At 68.9% G+C, this 15933-nt stretch carries 14 protein-coding genes; 6 read left to right on the forward strand and 8 right to left on the reverse strand.

Translation table 11 applies throughout. The features are described 5' to 3' along the window. Nucleotides 1–38: 38 nt before the first annotated feature. On the forward strand, nucleotides 39–1445 hold the full coding sequence (locus QVG61_RS01310) for a dihydrolipoyl dehydrogenase (protein ID WP_289931513.1): 1407 nt from the start codon (nucleotides 39–41) through the stop codon (nucleotides 1443–1445). On the opposite strand, the gene QVG61_RS01315 is transcribed toward QVG61_RS01310, so the two are convergent. The 4 genes from QVG61_RS01315 to QVG61_RS01330 are packed head-to-tail and all read right to left on the reverse strand — an operon-like array spanning nucleotide 1394 to nucleotide 5374. After that, the gene (locus QVG61_RS01315; RefSeq protein WP_289931514.1) at nucleotides 1394–2287 is read right to left on the reverse strand and encodes a DUF4340 domain-containing protein; all 894 of its coding nucleotides are present in this window, start codon (nucleotides 2285–2287) and stop codon (nucleotides 1394–1396) included. The genes QVG61_RS01310 and QVG61_RS01315 overlap by 52 nt on opposite strands. Nucleotides 2288–2291: 4 nt before the next feature. Beyond that, nucleotides 2292–3668 (reverse strand): DUF4350 domain-containing protein, encoded by a 1377-nt coding sequence (locus QVG61_RS01320; RefSeq protein ID WP_289931515.1) that lies wholly within the window; start codon nucleotides 3666–3668, stop codon nucleotides 2292–2294. A 6-nt stretch (nucleotides 3669–3674) separates the two neighbouring features. Then, the gene (locus tag QVG61_RS01325) at nucleotides 3675–4427 is read right to left on the reverse strand and encodes an ABC transporter permease subunit (protein ID WP_289931516.1); all 753 of its coding nucleotides are present in this window, start codon (nucleotides 4425–4427) and stop codon (nucleotides 3675–3677) included. Further along, on the reverse strand, nucleotides 4427–5374 hold the full coding sequence (locus QVG61_RS01330) for an ATP-binding cassette domain-containing protein (RefSeq protein ID WP_289931517.1): 948 nt from the start codon (nucleotides 5372–5374) through the stop codon (nucleotides 4427–4429). The genes QVG61_RS01325 and QVG61_RS01330 overlap by 1 nt, the downstream gene beginning before the upstream one ends. Before the next feature lie 104 nt (nucleotides 5375–5478). Between QVG61_RS01330 and QVG61_RS01335 the strand changes: the two genes are divergently transcribed. Next, nucleotides 5479–6534 (forward strand): diguanylate cyclase, encoded by a 1056-nt coding sequence (locus tag QVG61_RS01335; RefSeq protein WP_289931518.1) that lies wholly within the window; start codon nucleotides 5479–5481, stop codon nucleotides 6532–6534. Between the two features lie 18 nt (nucleotides 6535–6552). Then, a complete protein-coding gene (locus QVG61_RS01340) occupies nucleotides 6553–8514 on the forward strand; it encodes a hydantoinase/oxoprolinase family protein (protein WP_289931519.1) in 1962 nt (653 codons plus the stop codon). Between the two features lie 332 nt (nucleotides 8515–8846). On the opposite strand, the gene QVG61_RS01345 is transcribed toward QVG61_RS01340, so the two are convergent. The 4 genes from QVG61_RS01345 to radC all read right to left on the reverse strand — a co-directional run bounded on the left by QVG61_RS01345 (nucleotide 8847) and on the right by radC (nucleotide 11414). After that, nucleotides 8847–10052, reverse strand: a complete 1206-nt coding sequence (locus tag QVG61_RS01345) for an HDOD domain-containing protein (protein WP_289931520.1) — start codon at nucleotides 10050–10052, stop codon at nucleotides 8847–8849. Between the two features lie 175 nt (nucleotides 10053–10227). Continuing rightward, the gene (rpmG, locus tag QVG61_RS01350) at nucleotides 10228–10395 is read right to left on the reverse strand and encodes a 50S ribosomal protein L33 (RefSeq protein WP_289931521.1); all 168 of its coding nucleotides are present in this window, start codon (nucleotides 10393–10395) and stop codon (nucleotides 10228–10230) included. Nucleotides 10396–10406: 11 nt separating this feature from the next. Next, the gene (rpmB, locus tag QVG61_RS01355; protein ID WP_289931522.1) at nucleotides 10407–10643 is read right to left on the reverse strand and encodes a 50S ribosomal protein L28; all 237 of its coding nucleotides are present in this window, start codon (nucleotides 10641–10643) and stop codon (nucleotides 10407–10409) included. A gap of 96 nt (nucleotides 10644–10739) precedes the next feature. Further along, the gene (gene radC / locus QVG61_RS01360) at nucleotides 10740–11414 is read right to left on the reverse strand and encodes a DNA repair protein RadC (RefSeq protein WP_289931523.1); all 675 of its coding nucleotides are present in this window, start codon (nucleotides 11412–11414) and stop codon (nucleotides 10740–10742) included. Nucleotides 11415–11475: 61 nt separating this feature from the next. Between radC and coaBC the strand changes: the two genes are divergently transcribed. The 3 genes from coaBC (at nucleotide 11476) to QVG61_RS01375 (ending at nucleotide 15868) form a co-directional block, all read left to right on the forward strand. Continuing rightward, entirely contained in the window at nucleotides 11476–12720 is a 1245-nt protein-coding gene (gene coaBC, locus QVG61_RS01365) for a bifunctional phosphopantothenoylcysteine decarboxylase/phosphopantothenate--cysteine ligase CoaBC (RefSeq protein ID WP_289931524.1), read from the forward strand. Beyond that, nucleotides 12701–13156: a dUTP diphosphatase gene (gene dut, locus QVG61_RS01370; protein ID WP_289931525.1), complete on the forward strand. Its 456-nt coding sequence runs from the start codon at nucleotides 12701–12703 to the stop codon at nucleotides 13154–13156. Before coaBC ends, dut begins: the two co-directional genes overlap by 20 nt. A gap of 114 nt (nucleotides 13157–13270) precedes the next feature. Next, complete coding sequence (locus tag QVG61_RS01375; RefSeq protein ID WP_289931526.1) at nucleotides 13271–15868, forward strand: phosphomannomutase/phosphoglucomutase; 2598 nt, start codon at nucleotides 13271–13273, stop codon at nucleotides 15866–15868. Nucleotides 15869–15933: the final 65 nt, after the last annotated feature.

The raw sequence follows: 15933 nt of genomic DNA on the forward strand, positions 1-15933 counted from the left end.
GCCTTCCCGATCAGGTCTTGAACACAGGAACCCATCCCATGAGCAGAGACGTCGACGTTGCCATCATCGGGGCCGGCAGTGCCGGCCTGTATGCCCTTTCCCAGGTCCGCCGCGCTACCGACAACTGGGTGCTGATCGACGGCGGCGAGCTGGGGACCACCTGTGCCCGGGTCGGCTGCATGCCCTCCAAGGCCCTGATCCAGGTTGCCGAGGACTTCCAGCGGCGTCAGCTGTTTCGCCGCGAGGGTATCGAGGGCGGCGACGGCCTGTCGGTCGATTTGCCCGCCGCCCTGGAGCATGTGCAGGACCTGCGCGACCTGTTCGTCGAGAAGGTGCTGGCGAACAGCATCGACCAGATGGACGAATCCCGCTTCATCGCCGGCCAGGCGCGCTTTGTCGCGCCCGATACCCTGGAGGTCGACGGCCAGACCCTGAAGGCGAAGTCGATCATCGTCGCCACCGGTTCGCGGCCCAGCGTGCCCGAGGCCTGGCGTGCCTTCGGTGATCGGGTGCTGACCACGGACGAACTCTTCGAGCTGGAGGATCTGCCGGCCTCGCTGGCGGTGATCGGTCTCGGCGTGATCGGCCTGGAACTGGGTCAGGCCCTGGCGCGGCTCGGCGTCGAGGTGGCCGGCTTCGAGATGGGTGAGCGCATCGGCGGCATGGAGGACCCCGCGGTCAGCCGGGTCGCCGTGGAGATCATCGGCAAGGAGTTCCCGCTGCACCTGGGTGCCGCCGCCGAGATCGAGGCCGAGGCCGACGGCCGGCTGCGGGTCACCGCCGGCGAGCAGTCGGTGGTGGTCGAGCGGGTGCTGGCCTGCATGGGCCGGATGCCCAATGTCGAGGGGCTGGGCCTGGAAGTGCTGGGGGTGGAGCGGGATGCCCGGGGCGTGCCCCTTCACGACCGGCACAGCATGCAGGTCGGGTCGCTGCCGGTGTACCTCGCCGGTGACGTCACCGGCGAACGGCCGCTGCTGCACGAGGCCGGTGACGAGGGGCGCATCGCCGGCTTCAACGCGGTGCATGAGCGGCCGCGTTCCTTCGCCCGCAAGACACCGCTGGCGATCACCTTCAGCGATCCCAACCTGGTAATGGTCGGCGCCGCCCTGGATGAACTGGATCTGCAGGCCATCGCCATCGGCGAGGTGCGCCTGGGACCGCTTGGGCGGGCCCTGATCATGGGCAAGAACAAGGGGTTGCTGCGGGTCTATGCCGACCGCCGCGACGGCCGGCTGCGGGGTGCGGCCCTGTGCGGCCCGCGCGCCGAGAACCTGGGTCATCTGCTGGCCCTGGCCATCGGTCAGGGGTTGACGGTGTTCGACATGCTCAAGCAGCCCTTCTATCACCCGACCCTGGAGGAGGGGCTGCAGGCGGCCCTGTACGATCTCAAGGGTCAGTTCGAGACATCGGACGAGGTGCCGGTGGAACTGTCGCCGCTCGACTGAGCGCCCTCCGCCTGCAGCTGCAGCAGGGACTGCAGGACGGCGGGGCCGAGGTGGTAGGCCAGGCCCAGCTCGGGTCGGAGCAGCAACTGTCGTCCGTCCTGGGTGACGAGCTGGAAACGTAGCGGCTCGGCCATCCCTTCCAGTTCGATCTCGATCGCCTTGCCGTCCGCCGCTTCCTTGCTGGCGCTGACCCAGATCGCCCGTGCCTGCTGCCAGCGGTCGATCAGCCGGGCCACGGCATCGGCGGACAGCCCGGTCGGTTCCGGCTCCACCTGCCAGTGGCTGTCCTCGCCGCGGCGCAGGCTGCGGTCGGGGAGCTGCAGGCGGCGGATGCGGCTGCCTTCCGGCAGCAGGCGGCGGGAGGCGAACTGGGCCCGCCGCCCGGAGACCATGGGGCCGTAGCGGTCCTCGACCAGGGCGACTCGCTCGCCGATGCGCACATAACGCAGCCGGCCGAGCGGTTCGGTAGCGCCGAAGGCGATCTCCAGCCCGTCGAAATGGAGCCGGGACTTCGGCGGGTCGAGCCCGGCCTGGTCGAGCTGCACGGCGTTGGCCGGATAGCTGCGCTCCGGGACCACCGAGAGCAGGCCGAGCAGGCTGCCGATCTGCAGCGGGTCGGCCGGGATGTCCGGCGGCCCCAGCAGCACCCACCCCTGCGCCTGCTTCTCGAACCGCAGCCGGACCTCGTCGTGCTCGATGAGGATCTGCCGTACCTGGCCGGCGTCGAGCCGGGTCAGGTGTTCCGCTGCCGGCGGTTCCAGCCCGGGGCGCTGCCAGGCCAGCAACGCGAGCCCCAGCACGCCGAGGCCGAGGAGCAGATTGAGCCAGCCGCGACTGCCCATGGTGTCAGCGTTTCCTGCGCCGCAGCCAGATGAACAGGCCGGCGCCGAGCAGCAGGCCGGGGATCGCGAACAGGAAGCCGAAGCCGATCACCGCCTGGGCGGTGGGGCTGAGGGTCAGCACCAGGTCCGGTGCCGGGCGCGGCCGGACGGCGATGAAGTCGTCGTCATGCCCCAGCCAGTGGACGATGTTCAGCCCCAGATCCAGGTTGCCGCCGTTGCCGAGGTAGCTGTTGGACAGGAAGTCGCCGTCGCCGATCACCACCACCCGCTGTTCGCGGCCGGCGGCTTCGCCATCGGTGTCGTCCGCCTCCTCCAGGGTGCGCTGCAGGGCATAGCCGATATCCAGCGGGCCGCGGCGCTCGTCGCTGTCGGCATCGAAGCGGATCTCGCCCTGCAGCGGGCCGGTCTCGGTCCAGGCGCGGTCCAGGGTGCTGAGCAGGGGCTCGCCCTGCCACGCGTTGCTGGCCTCCCAGAGCATGGCCTGCACGCCGGGGAACAGGGTGATGCTCGGCAGATCGCGGGTGATGGGGTGGGGCGGATAGTCCGGGATCAGCACGAACTCCGGGTTCTGGATGCCGAACAGCTGGGTGTTGGCGTCCACGATCACCCCCGGCAGGAACTCGAGGCCGAAGTACTCGGCGAGCGGTTCCAGGCCGGCGTCCTCGCCGGGATCGGTCAGCCAGAGCAGGTTGCCGCCCCGGTCGAGAAAGTTGCGGATGCGCTTCACCTCCCCGGGCAACAGGGCCACCTGGGGACTGGCGACCACCAGTACCCCGACGTTGTCCGGGATGTCGCGATCGCGTGCCAGGTTGAGCTGCTGGAGCTTCAGTCCGCGCCGCTCCAGCTCGGCACCGAACTGGCCGAGGTCGTGGTTGGCCTGGCCATGCGGGTCGCGCTCGCCGTGACCGGCGAGGAAGGCCACCCAGCGTTCGCCCTGGCGCGCCACCCGCAGCAAGGCGTTGGTGATGGCCTGTTCGGTCAGCTCCTGCACCCGTTCGCTGCGCCCCTGGTAGGCGATGCGCAGCTCGCCGTCGAGGGTCACCCCCAGCTCGCGAACCCGTTCCGGTTCGGCGTCGGGGTTGACGAAGTTCAGGCGGATGTCGGACTTGACACGCTGGTAGCGACCGATGAGGTCGCGGATCTGCTTGCGCAGGGTCTCGTTGTTGCGGGCGAAGGCGGTGATGATCACCGGTGCATCCAGTTCCTGCAGCAGGCGGCGGCTGGAATCGCCCAGGCTGTTGCGGCTGCCGGCCGTCCAGTCGGCCTGGTAGACGTACTGGGTGCTCAGCCAGCCGAGCAGGCCGATGGCGCCAAGGAACAGCAGCGTCGCCAGGTAGCGCTGGAGGCGGAGTCTGCGGGTGCTCTTGCGGTTGACGTCCATCTTCGCTCAGTGGGGCAGGCGCTGGGCATCGAGCCGCTGCACGCTGAGGACCAGGAAGGCAAGGATGAACAGCAGGTAATAGAGGACATCGGTGCTGTCGAACAGTCCCTTGAGCAGCGATTCGTAGTGGCGCAGCAGGGACAGGTAGGCGAAGACCCCACTGACCTCTGTGCCGCTGTTGCCGGCCCAGTCGATGATCCACAGCAGCAGCAGCAGGCCGAAGCTGCTGATGGCGGCGATGGTCGGCTGGTCGGTGAGGCTGGACATGAACAGGCCGGCGGCGGCGAAGGCGCCGAGCAGCAGGGCCAGGCCGAGCAGGCCGCTGAACAGCTTGCCCAGGTCGAGGCTGGTACCGGCCAGCAGTGACAGCGACATGGCTGCCACCAGTGCCAGCAGCAGGAAGAAGAAGCCGAGCAGGCCGAGGTACTTGCCGAGGACGATCTCGGTCATCGATACCGGTGCCGAGAGCAGCAGTCCGAGGGTCCGGCTGCGGCGTTCCTCGCTGAGCACGCGCATGGTGATCAGCGGCGCCACCAGCAGCAGCACCACCGCGGTGTTGCCGAGTAGCGGTGCGATGACCACGTCGGTCACGCCGGGGGCGTCTTCCAGCGCCGCCAGGCGCGGCGCCAGTTGCATGTAGGTGTCGAGCTGGGCCAGGAACAGGTAGGCGAGGATGAACTGCACAACCGCCAGGATCGACCAGGCCAGCGGTGACAGGAACAGGGAGCGCAGTTCGCGGGCGGCGATGTGGAGGATCATCAGGCGGCCTCGTCTTCCGCGCCCGGGTCGCGGGCGGTCAGTTCGATGAAGATCTGCTCCAGGGTGCGGCGCTCCGGGATCAGCGCCTGCAGGCCCCAGCCGCCGGCCACCGCGTGTTCGGCGATGGCCTCGGCAGGACTCTCCCCGTTATAGGCGATCCGGAAGCGGCCGTCCGTGAGTGCCTCCACATCGTCCACGCCCGGCAGGGCGGCCAGGGTTCCGGCTGGCGGCGGGGTGCGCAGGGCGACGAGCAGCTGCCCGCCATGCAGTTGCTGCTGCAGCCCGTGCATGCTGTCGCTGAACACCAGCCGGCCGCGGTGGATGATCTGTACCCGGTTACAGGTGCTCTCCACCTCCGGCAGTATGTGGGTGGAGAGGATGATGCCGTGCTCGCGGCCGAGTTCGCGGATCAGGGCGCGGATCTCGCGGATCTGGATCGGGTCCAGGCCCACGGTCGGCTCGTCGAGGATCACCACCGCCGGCGTGTGGAGGATCGCCTGGGCGATGCCGACCCGCTGCTGATAGCCCTTGGACAGGTTGCCGATCAGCCGCCGGCCGACCGCCTCCAGGCCGCAGCGCTCGCGCGCGCTGTCGACCGCCCGGCGGATGGCGCGACGCGGCACGCGGTGCAGCCGGGCACAATAGGTGAGGTATTCGTCGACCGTCAGTTCACGGTACAGCGGCGGTTGCTCGGGCAGGTAGCCCAGCTCCCGCTTGGCGGCCTTGGGCCGGTCCAGCAGATCGATGCCATGGACCTCGATGCGCCCGGCGCTGGGGGCCAGGTTTCCGGTCAGCATCTGCATGGTGCTGGACTTGCCGGCGCCGTTGGGGCCGAGAAAACCCAGCACATCGCCCTTGGCCAGTTCAAAGCTGAGGTCGCGCACCGCGCAGTTGGGCCCGTAGTAGCGGTATAACTGCTGGGCGCGAATGAGGATCTCCCGGTCCATGGCTCTTGTATGATGTCTGCAAAGTCCGGTAATGTCGAATCACGGTCAGGATGTCCGGCCGATATTCTAATCAAATTGCGGGGCGGGACCAGACCCGGTTCACGATGTCTTCTCCCACACACTACTGCGAGACCTATGGCTTCGATGCCGATTGGCGCCGCACCCGGCTGATGCTCATCGGGCTGGGCGAGGAGGACCTCGACAGGGTGCCGCGCTTGCACGAGATTCTCTGCCACCGTGCCGGGGAAATCGTCGAGCGCTTCTATGACCACATGACCGCCCACCCGGAGACGGCGCCGCTGCTCAACGGCTTCGATATCGAGGTGCTGAAGCGCACCCATGCCGAGTACCTGAGCAGTTTCGGTGTGGATTTCATGGGGCTTGGCTATTTCGAGGAGCGCCTGCGGGTGGGCATGGTCCACGCCTGGGTGCAGATTCCGCTGAGCATCTATATCGCCGCCTTTGGCGTGCTGCAGCGGCTGATGCATGAGGTCATAGAGGCGGACAGTGCGGAGGAGGCCGAGCGGCGTGCGCTGTGCAGCCTGATGCTCAAGCTCTCGGCCCTCGACGTGTCGCTGGCCTCCGAGATCTACCACCAGGCCCAGGTGCGTGAGCTGGAAGCCTCGGTGCAGAATCTGCGCAGCGAACGCCGCCTGCTGCGTGAACAGGTCGATACCGACCGGCTGACCGGCCTGTACAGCCGCACGCAGACCCTTGCCCTGCTGGGGGAGGCGCTGCGGGAGGCGGCGCGCAGCGGTGATCCGCTGTGCGTGATCATGGCCGATCTCGATCACTTCAAGCGCATCAACGACGAGAACGGTCACCAGACCGGTGACCGGGTGCTGCGCGATGCCGCGCGCCGCATCAAATCGGCGCTGCGCGACTTCGACGTGGTGGGCCGCTACGGCGGAGAGGAGTTCCTGGCCATCCTCTATCGCACCGACCGGCAGACGGCGGCCCAGGTCGCCGAGCGTGTCCGGCGCCGCATGGCGGAACATCCGATCCACGCCTACGGCGCCTCCTATGCCGTCACCCTCAGTCAGGGGGTGGCCGAGGCGCATCGCGGGGAGAGCGTCGAGAGCCTGGTCAGCCGGGCCGACCAGGCGCTGTATGCGGCCAAGCGGGCCGGTCGCAATTGCGTGGTGGTGGCGGATGACTGAACGGAGCGCCGCGGCCTGATGGACGGTTGCCTGTTGCTGGGCGTCGATACCGGCGGCACCTTCACCGACTTCGTGCTTTTCGATGGCCGGTCGCTGCGGGTGCACAAGGTCTTGTCCACGCCGGATGCGCCGGAGCGGGCCATCCTCCAGGGCATCCATGAACTGGGGCTGGAGCCGCAGTCGCTGCGGCTGGTGCACGGCTCCACGGTCGCCACCAATGCCGTGCTGGAAGGCAAGGGGGTGCGCACCCTGTACATCGGCAACCGGGGGCTCGCCGATCTGCTGGCCATCGGTCGTCAGGCGCGGCCCGCGCTCTATGCCCTGCAGCCGGTGCCGCCCGAGCCGCCGCTGCCGCCCGAGCTCTGCCTGGAATGCAGCGGCCGGCTCGGTGCCGACGGCCGGATGCTGGAGCCCCTGGACGAGGCCGAGTTGCAGGACCTGGTGGCGCGGGTGCGGGCGCTGCAGCCGCAGGCGGTGGCCATCAATCTGCTGTTTTCCTTCCTCGACGACAGCGCCGAGCGGCGCATCGAGGCGGCGCTGCCCGAGGGGCTGTTCGTGTCCCGTTCCTCGGCCGTGCTGCCCGAGTACCGCGAATACGAGCGTGGCATGGCGACCTTCCTCAACGCCTACGTCGGACCGCTGGTGCAGGGGTATCTGCAGCGCCTGCAGACCGGCCTGGCACCGGCACCGGTGGCGGTGATGCAGAGCTCGGGCGAGACTCTGGATGCCGCCGCCGCCGGCCGCCAGGCGGTGCGGCTGCTGCTCTCCGGGCCGGCCGGCGGGCTGTCCGGCGCCCGCTTCGTCGGCGCCGAGGCCGGCTGTCCGCGGCTGCTGACCTTCGACATGGGCGGCACCTCCACCGACGTGGCGCTGATCGACGGCGAGCCGGCCCTGACCAGTGAGGGTCGTATCGGCCGCTGGCCGGTGGCGGTGCCCATGGTCGACATGCACACCATCGGTGCCGGCGGCGGCTCCATCGCCCGGGTCGATGCCGGCGGGCTGCTGCAGGTGGGGCCCGAATCGGCCGGGGCCGATCCCGGACCCGCCTGCTACGGACGGGGCGGGGTCGAGCCGACCGTTACCGATGCCAACCTGGTGCTCGGCCGCCTGCGGCCCGAGGCCTTTCTCGGCGGCAGCATGCGGCTCGATGTGGAGGCGGCGCGGCGGGCGCTGCAACGGATCGCCAGCCCGCTGGGCCTGTCCGTGGAGGCCGCTGCCGAGGGCGTGCTGCGCATCGCCAACGAGCACATGGTGCGGGCGCTGCGGGTGATCTCGGTGGAGCGCGGCCTGGATCCGGCCGACTTCGTGCTGACCAGCTTCGGCGGTGCCGGCGGCCTGCACGTCTGTGCCCTGGCCGAGGCGCTGGGCGTGCGCCGGGCCCTGGTGCCGGTACACGGCGGGGTGCTTTCGGCGCTGGGCATGCTGGCGGCGCCGCGTGGCCGGCAGCTGTCACGTACCCTGGCCAGGCCACTGGCCGACTGTGATCCGCGGCATCTGCAGGCGCAGTTCGCGGCGCTGATCGAGCAGGGCAGCTCCGCCCTGGCGGCCGAGGGGCTGGCCCCCGAGGCGCTGCAGGTCGAGCGCAGTCTCGACCTGCGCTATGTCGGCCAGTCCTATACCCTCAATCTCCCATGGCAGGCCGACCCGGCCCGCCTCGCCGAGGCCTTCCATGCCGCGCACGCCGTCCGCTATGGTCACCGGCTGGAGGCGCCGGTGGAGCTGGTCAACCTGCGGGTCGGCCTGCGCGGTCCCCGCCCGGGGCTGCGGCTGGGGGCGCCCGCCGTCGAGATGGCGCGCCCGGTGCGGGCCAGCCTCCACGGCATCGGCGGTGAGGTGCCGGTCTGGCCGCGTGCGACCCTGGCGCCCGGCGAGCGGCTCGAAGGCCCCGCGCTGATCACCGAGTCGGTGTCCACCACCCTGCTGGCGCCGGGCTGGAGGGCCGAGGTGGACGCGGTGGGTAACCTGTTGCTGTCCCGCTGAGGCAGCGAACCGTGCCGTTGATCAGCCCGGATATTGCACCAAGGCGGCCCGCATGATCGGCATGCAGGCTGGTATTAACCCGGCTTTGTGCCTGTTCGATACGCCGGCCATTGCACGCCGTGGATCCCCCGATCGCGGCCTGGAGGCCGCTCCTACAGGTCACGGCACAATGTGTTGTCGTAGGAGCGGTCTCCAGGCCGCGATCGAGGCGCAAGGGGTACCGCGCCATCCTGCCACCCCGGCCCACGGAGCCTGCCTTGGTGCGATATCCGGGCTAGGATTGGCGTTCGAATGCCCTTCTTGAGGGGGCTGGTGGGCGATGGCTTTGGGGCTCAGTTCGCCAGCATCTGGGTCGCCTCGTCGGCCCACTGGGCAGCCTGCATGTAGATCTCGGTGATCTGCGAGCCGGAGAGGTCGTTGAAGTGCACCCGTTCCCATTCGGCGGTCTCGTAGGCCAGGGTGCAGCGCAGCGCCTCGCCGTAGGGGCCTTCGAAGGCCAGCAGGGCGTTGCGGATCTCGTCGCTCAGGGGCAAGGAGTCCAGCACCTTGGGCAGGGGGGCCTCGAGCAGGGGCTCCAGGGCGGAGAACAGGCCGACGGTGAAGAAGGCGTCGCTGCGCGCCTCGCCGCTGGCCTCGGCCAGCAGTTCACACATCTTGGCGCGCAGCATGGCGGTGGTCATGAGTTCGTGCGGCTTGTCCTCGATGCCGCTGAACACCAGCAGCGTGGCCCAGGTCTTGATCGCGCGGTTGCCGAGATAGACCACGGCCTGGCGGATCGACTCCACGGCCTTGGGCAGGGAGAAGAAGGCGGAATTGATGTAGCGCAGCAGCTTGTAGCTGAGCCCCACATCCTGGCTGATCAGCCGTTCCAGTTCCTCGGCGCTGGCCTGGGGGTCCTGCAGCCGGCCCAGCAGCTGCACCGTGGCCAGGCCGTTGGGCGGGATTTCGCGGGCAGAGATCACCTTGGGTCGGGACAGGAAATAGCCCTGGAAGTACTCGAAGCCCAGCTCGCGGCAGAAGCGGAACTCGTCCTGGGTCTCGATCTTCTCGGCCAGCAGCCTGACCGGGTAGTTGCGCAGCTCACGGACGTGCTCGATCAGCGCCTGTTCGGAGAGCGGCTTGATGTCGATCTTGATGATCTCGGCGTGCTCGATCAGCGGTTTCAGCGAGGCATGGTAGATGAAGTCGTCCAGCGCCAGGCTGAAGCCCTGGGCGCGCAGGCTGCCGACGGCGCGAATCACCTCCTCGTCCGGCTCGATGTCCTCGAGGATCTCCAGCACCACCTTGTCCTTGGGGAAGGGCAGCGGCCAGTCGTTGATCAGAAAGCCGCGGGTCAGGTTGAGGAAGGCGCGGTGGCGGCCGACGATCTTGTCCAGGCCGATCTCGATGAAGCTGTTGCTGATGACCCGGGAGGTGGCCTGGTCGCCGTCGGTGAATCCCGCGGCGTTGGTGTCGCTGTTGCGAAACAGCAGCTCGTAGGCGTAGACCCGCAGATCGCGGTCGAAGATGGGCTGGCGCCCGATGAAGATATCCTGCATGCCGGCGTTTCCGTGGACCTTCCTGGTCTTTGATGTTCGTTGTTTTTGTTGTCCGTGCCTTCCCCGAATAGTAGCAGATCGCGGGCCGGTGCCGGAAAAGGGCCGGGGATGGGCGCCTGTCATAGGCAATAAAAAACCCGGCCAGGCCGGGTTTTTCGGGATTCTCCAGGGGCGCCTACTTGATCTTGGCTTCCTTGTAGATCACATGCTTGCGCACCACCGGGTCGTACTTCTTGCGCTCCATCTTGTCCGGAGTGTTGCGCTTGTTCTTGGTGGTGGTATAGAAGTGTCCCGTCCCGGCGCTGGAGACGAGCTTGATCTTGTCACGTGCACTCTTGGCCATGATGCGTCTCCTTAGACCTTCTCGCCGCGGGCGCGGATCTCCGACAGAACCGCGTCGATGCCCTTCTTGTCGATGATGCGCATGCCCTTGCCGGAGACGCGCAGCTTGACGAAGCGCTGCTCGCTCTCCACCCAGAAGCGGTGGGTGTGCAGGTTCGGCAGGAAGCGCCGGCGCGTCTTGTTGTTTGCGTGGGAAACGTTGTTGCCCGTGACCGGACGCTTCCCAGTGACCTGGCAGACTCTAGACATCGTTCGAAATCCTTAAAATCCGTGTTCGGGGCGGTGCCCGGAATAAAGAGCCGCGCATTATGGCAGAAGGCCCGGTGCCAGACAAGACCCGCTCCCCTACAGCAGACCGCGCTCGGCAAAGGACACGGCTTCGCCGTCACCGATCACCAGATGGTCCAGTACCCGCACCCCGACCAGCGCCAGGGCGTCGCGCAACCTGGTGGTAAGTGATTGATCTGCCTGGCTGGGTTCGGCGATCCCGGAGGGATGGTTGTGGGCCAGGATGAGCGCCGCGGCATTGTGCGCCAGGGCGGCCTTGACCACCTCCCGGGGATGCACGCTGGCGGAATCCAGGGTGCCGCGGAACAGTTCCTCGTAGTGGATCACCCGGTGGCGGTTGTCGAGGAACAGGCAGGCGAACACCTCGTGCGGGTAGTGACGCAGACGGGCGCTGAGGTAGCGGCGGCTGGCGTCGGGACTGGTCAGGGCGTCGCCGCGCGCCAGCTGTTCGCCCAGATGGCGGCGGGCGATCTCCAGCGCGGCCTGCAGCTGGGCGTACTTGGCGGGACCCAGGCCGCGGCGGGTGCAGAAGGCGCGCTGGTCGAGTTCCAGCAGGGGGCGCAGGCCGCCGTGGCTGGCGAGCAGCTCGCGGGCCAGGTCGACGGCGCTCTTGCCCGCGACGCCGGTGCGCAGGAAGATGGCCAGCAGTTCGCTGTCGGACAGTGCTGCCGGCCCCCGCGCCAGCAGCTTTTCGCGCGGCCGTTCGCCGGCCGGCCAGTCGGTGATCGGCATCCGTGCCTCCCCGTGAGCCGCTTCATGTGGACAGTGCCAACAATCTGATAAACTGCGCCGCATGTCCAGTCTGGCAAACAAGCGTGTCCTGCTCGGGGTCAGCGGCGGCATCGCCGCCTACAAGGCCGCCGAGCTGGTGCGCCTGCTGCGTGCCGCCGGGGCCGAGGTGCAGGTGGTGATGACCCGTGGCGCGACCCGTTTCATCACCCCCCTGACCCTGCAGGCCCTGTCCGGCCGGCCGGTGCGCGAGGCGCTGTTCGACGAGGCGGCGGAGGCTGGCGGCATGGATCACATCAGCCTGGCGCGCTGGGCCGATGTGCTGCTGGTGGCGCCGGCCACGGCGGACCTGCTGGCTCGCCTGGCCCAGGGGCGGGCCGACGATCTGCTGACCACGCTTTGTCTGGCCAGCCGGGCCCCCCTGCTGCTGGCGCCGGCCATGAATGTCGCCATGTGGGACCACCCAGCCACGCGGGCCAATGTCGCGTTGCTCGAGTCTCGCGGCGTAGCCCTGCTCGGTCCGGCGGAGGGCGAGCTGGCCTGCGGCGAGGCGGGGGCGGGCCGGATGCTGGAGCCGGCGGAGCTGCTGGCGGCGCTGGAGGGCCGTTTCCGGCGCGGCTCGCTGGACGGCTGCCGGGTGCTGGTCACCGCCGGGCCGACCCGCGAACCGCTCGATCCGGTGCGCTATCTCGGCAACCGCAGCTCGGGCCGGATGGGCTATGCCGTGGCCGAGGCGGCCGCCCTGGCTGGCGCCCGGGTGACCCTGGTTTCCGGCCCGGTGGCCCTGGCCTGTCCGCCGGGGGTGGAGCGCGTTGTGGTCGAGACCGCTGCCGAGATGCATGCCGCGGTCATGGCGCGGGCCGGTGACTGCGACATCTTCATCGCCGCGGCGGCCGTGGCCGACTACCGGCCGCAGGCAGCGGCGGCGCAGAAGATCAAGAAGTCGGCCCCCCGGCTGACGCTCGACCTGGTGCGCAACCCGGATATTCTGGCCGATGTCGCGCGTTTGCCACGGCCGCCGTTCACGGTCGGTTTCGCCGCCGAGACCGACGACCTGGAGCGTCATGCGCGGGCCAAGCGGATGGCGAAGGGGGTGGACATGATCGCCGCCAACCGGGTCGGTCCCGGGCTCGGCTTCGACACCGAGGACAACGAACTGCTGCTGATCCGCGAGGGCGGCAGCGAACGGCTGCCACGCGCCCCCAAGACCCGGCTGGCGCGGCAGCTGATCGAATCCATCGCCGCGGCCTGGCGGGCGCGGCGCGAGCCGGCCGCAACAGGGGACGACCATGCGCAAGGTACAGCTTAAGATTCTCGACGACCGCATCGGCCGCGAATTTCCGCTGCCCGACTACGCCACCGAGGGCGCGGCGGGCATGGATCTGCGCGCCTGCCTGGACGGCGAACTGACCCTGGCGCCGGGGCAGACCGAACTGATCCCCACCGGCATTGCCATCCACATGGAGGACACCGGTCTGGCAGCGGTGCTGCTGCCGCGCTCCGGGCTGGGGCACAAGCACGGCATCGTGCTCGGCAACCTGGTGGGCCTGATCGATTCCGACTACCAGGGGCAGGTGTTCGTCTCCTGCTGGAACCGGGGCAAGGAGAGCTTCAGCATCGCACCGGGGGAGCGCATCGCGCAGATGGTGTTCGTGCCCGTGGTGCGTGCCGCCTTCGAGCAGGTCAGCGAGTTCACTGCCTCGCAGCGCGGTGCCGGAGGCTTCGGACACACCGGGCGGGCTTGAGTGGTCTGCGATTTGCATCCTAAAGGCGCGAGGTCCATTTCGCGCCAGGTTTCCGGCGTGGCGTGTGGCATGCAGACAGCAGGACAAAGGGACGCGTAGATTCAAGGGCCATCGATGGGTATCAGACTGCCGACGTTTATCTCCTCGCGCCGCAAGGTGTCTCCCGAACAAAGCGCGCCGGATTCCGAGCTGCCCGACGGTGTCGAGGCGCCGGCCCGTGCCAGCCTGATGCACTTTGCGCTGCTGGTCGCCCTGGCCGGCAGTGCGATCATCGCCGCCAGCAGTTTCTTCTTCTTCCAGCAGGCCCGCGAGGTGGCGGCGGAGAGCCGTCGCCACGAGATCCAGCTCACCGCCGAGAATCTGGCCGACCGTATCGCCGCCGCCATCGGCGAATACGGGGAAAAGATGGATCTGCTGGTGCGGGATCCCGAGATCGTGCGGCTCGCCAGCGAGGGCAGCGAGGCCGGGAAGCGCGCCAAGGAGGCGGAGCTCGGCTACCTGTTCCCCCGCGCGGTGCGGTTGCGCATCCTGCCGCCCGGCCTCAAGGACGTGGACCTGAAGGCCTCGCCGCCGCTCAGTTATGCCGCCCTGGACATGCTCCGCCAGGCCGAGACCCGGGAGACGCCGCCGCCGGCCGAGGTGCACATGTTCGGCACCCCCCAGCAGCACATCAACATGGTGCGGCGGATCCTCGATGCCAGCGGGCGGCGCATCGTCGGTGACCTGATGGTCAGCCTGGTGGTGCCGATGCTGCAGGAGATGATGGACGCCCCGCGCATGCCGCGCGGTTATGGCGAGATCTGGCAGGTGGCCCAGGGCAAGTCGGTGACCCTGGCGACCCGCGGTGACCGGGCCCTGCGCCAGGGGCCGCCGGTGGTCGAGGTGCCGATCGCGGGCACCCGGTGGAAGATCGCCTACTGGGCCGGACCGGTGGGGGCCAGCGCCACCTTCAGCGGGCTGCTGACGGTGGCCGGTGGCGCCATGCTCCTGTTCGTGCTGCTGGTGCTGCTGGTGGCGCAGCGTTTCCGGCGGCTGCTGCAGCAGGATCAGACCACCCTGCTGGGCGCGGTGCGCGATGCCCGCAACGGCCGGCTGCAGGACAGCTATGCGATGCAGCTCAAGGAGTGTGCCGGCTCGGTGGTGGCCCTGCACAAGCTGTTCGAGTCCGGTACCGGCGCCTTCGGCAGCGGTGCCCGGGTCGAGCGCCTGGTGCAGGCCATGGCGCAGGAGCAGGCGGCCGTCCCCTCGGTCAGCGCAGCGCCGGATTTCACCGTGCTCGACGACAGCCTGGCCGGTGGTGCCGCGTCGCCGGCTCCGGCTGCGACCACGACCACTGCGCCGGCCATCGATCCGTCCATCTTCCGTGCCTACGATATCCGCGGGGTGGTCGGCGAGACCCTGAATACCGAGGTCGTCTATCAGCTTGGCCGGGCCATCGCCAGCGAGGCCGCTGCGCGCGGCGAGAGTTCGGTGGTGGTGGCGCGCGACGGTCGGCTCTCCGGCCCCGAGTTGTCCGAGGCGCTGATCCGCGGCCTGCGTGATGGTGGCCAGAACGTGAAGGATATCGGCATGGTGCCCACGCCGGTGCTCTATTTCGCCGCCCAGTATCTCGACACCCGTTCCGGGGTGATGCTGACCGGCAGCCACAACCCGCCACAGTACAACGGCCTGAAGATCGTGATCGCCGGCGAGACCCTGTCCGGCGACGGCATCCAGGCGCTGCACCGGCGCATCGAGCGTGGCGAGCTGGCCAGTGGCAGCGGTGAGCTGGAACAGGTCGATGTGCTCGGCGACTATATCGAGCGCATCCGCACCGACGTGCAGGTGGCGCGGCCACTGAAGGTGGTGGTCGATTGTGGCAACGGTGTCGCCGGGGTGGTGGCCCCGCGGCTGCTGGAGGCGCTGGGCTGCCAGGTGATCCCGCTGTTCTGCGAGGTCGACGGCCACTTCCCCAATCATCACCCGGACCCGAGCAAGGTGGAGAACCTGACCCCCCTGATCGAGGCGGTGCGCGAACAGGGCGCCGACCTCGGCCTGGCCTTCGATGGCGATGGTGACCGGCTCGGCGTGGTCGCCTCCGGTGGCGAGATCATCTGGCCGGACCGGCTGCTGATGCTGTTCGCCATGGACATCCTCAGCCGCAACCCGGGTGCCGACATCATCTATGACGTCAAGTGCTCGCGGCATGTGGCGAAGATCGTGCGCGACTTCGGCGGCAGCCCGGAAATGTGGAAGACCGGCCACTCCCTGATCAAGGCGCGGATGAAGGAGACCGGGGCGCTGCTGGCTGGCGAGATGAGCGGCCACGTCTTCTTCCAGGAACGCTGGTTCGGCTTCGATGACGGCCTCTATGCGGCGGCGCGGCTGCTGGAGATACTCTCCAACGACCACCGCGATTCCAGTGCCATGTTCGGCGCGCTGCCGGACAGCGTCAATACCCCGGAGCTGCAGGTGATGCTGCAGGAGGGTGAGCCGCAGCGCTTCATGGAGCGGCTCCTCGAGCAGGCGCAGTTCGAGGATGCCGAGATCAGCCGCATCGACGGCCTGCGCGCCGACTTCAGCGACGGCTGGGGGCTGGTGCGCGCCTCCAACACCACGCCCAGCCTGGTGCTGCGCTTCGAGGCTGACGACGAGGCGGCCCTGGCCCGCATCCAGGGGCGCTTCCGCAGCCTGATGCAGGCTGTCGAGGCGGACATCGAACTGCCCTTCTGAACCCTTCCCCGGCGCCCGCCGGGAATCGCCGCCGCGTCGGCCTTTGCGCCGCCGGCGGCTTTGCG

It is taken from the genome of Thiohalobacter sp. IOR34 (assembly GCF_030406045.1).
Lineage (GTDB): Bacteria > Pseudomonadota > Gammaproteobacteria > Thiohalobacterales > Thiohalobacteraceae.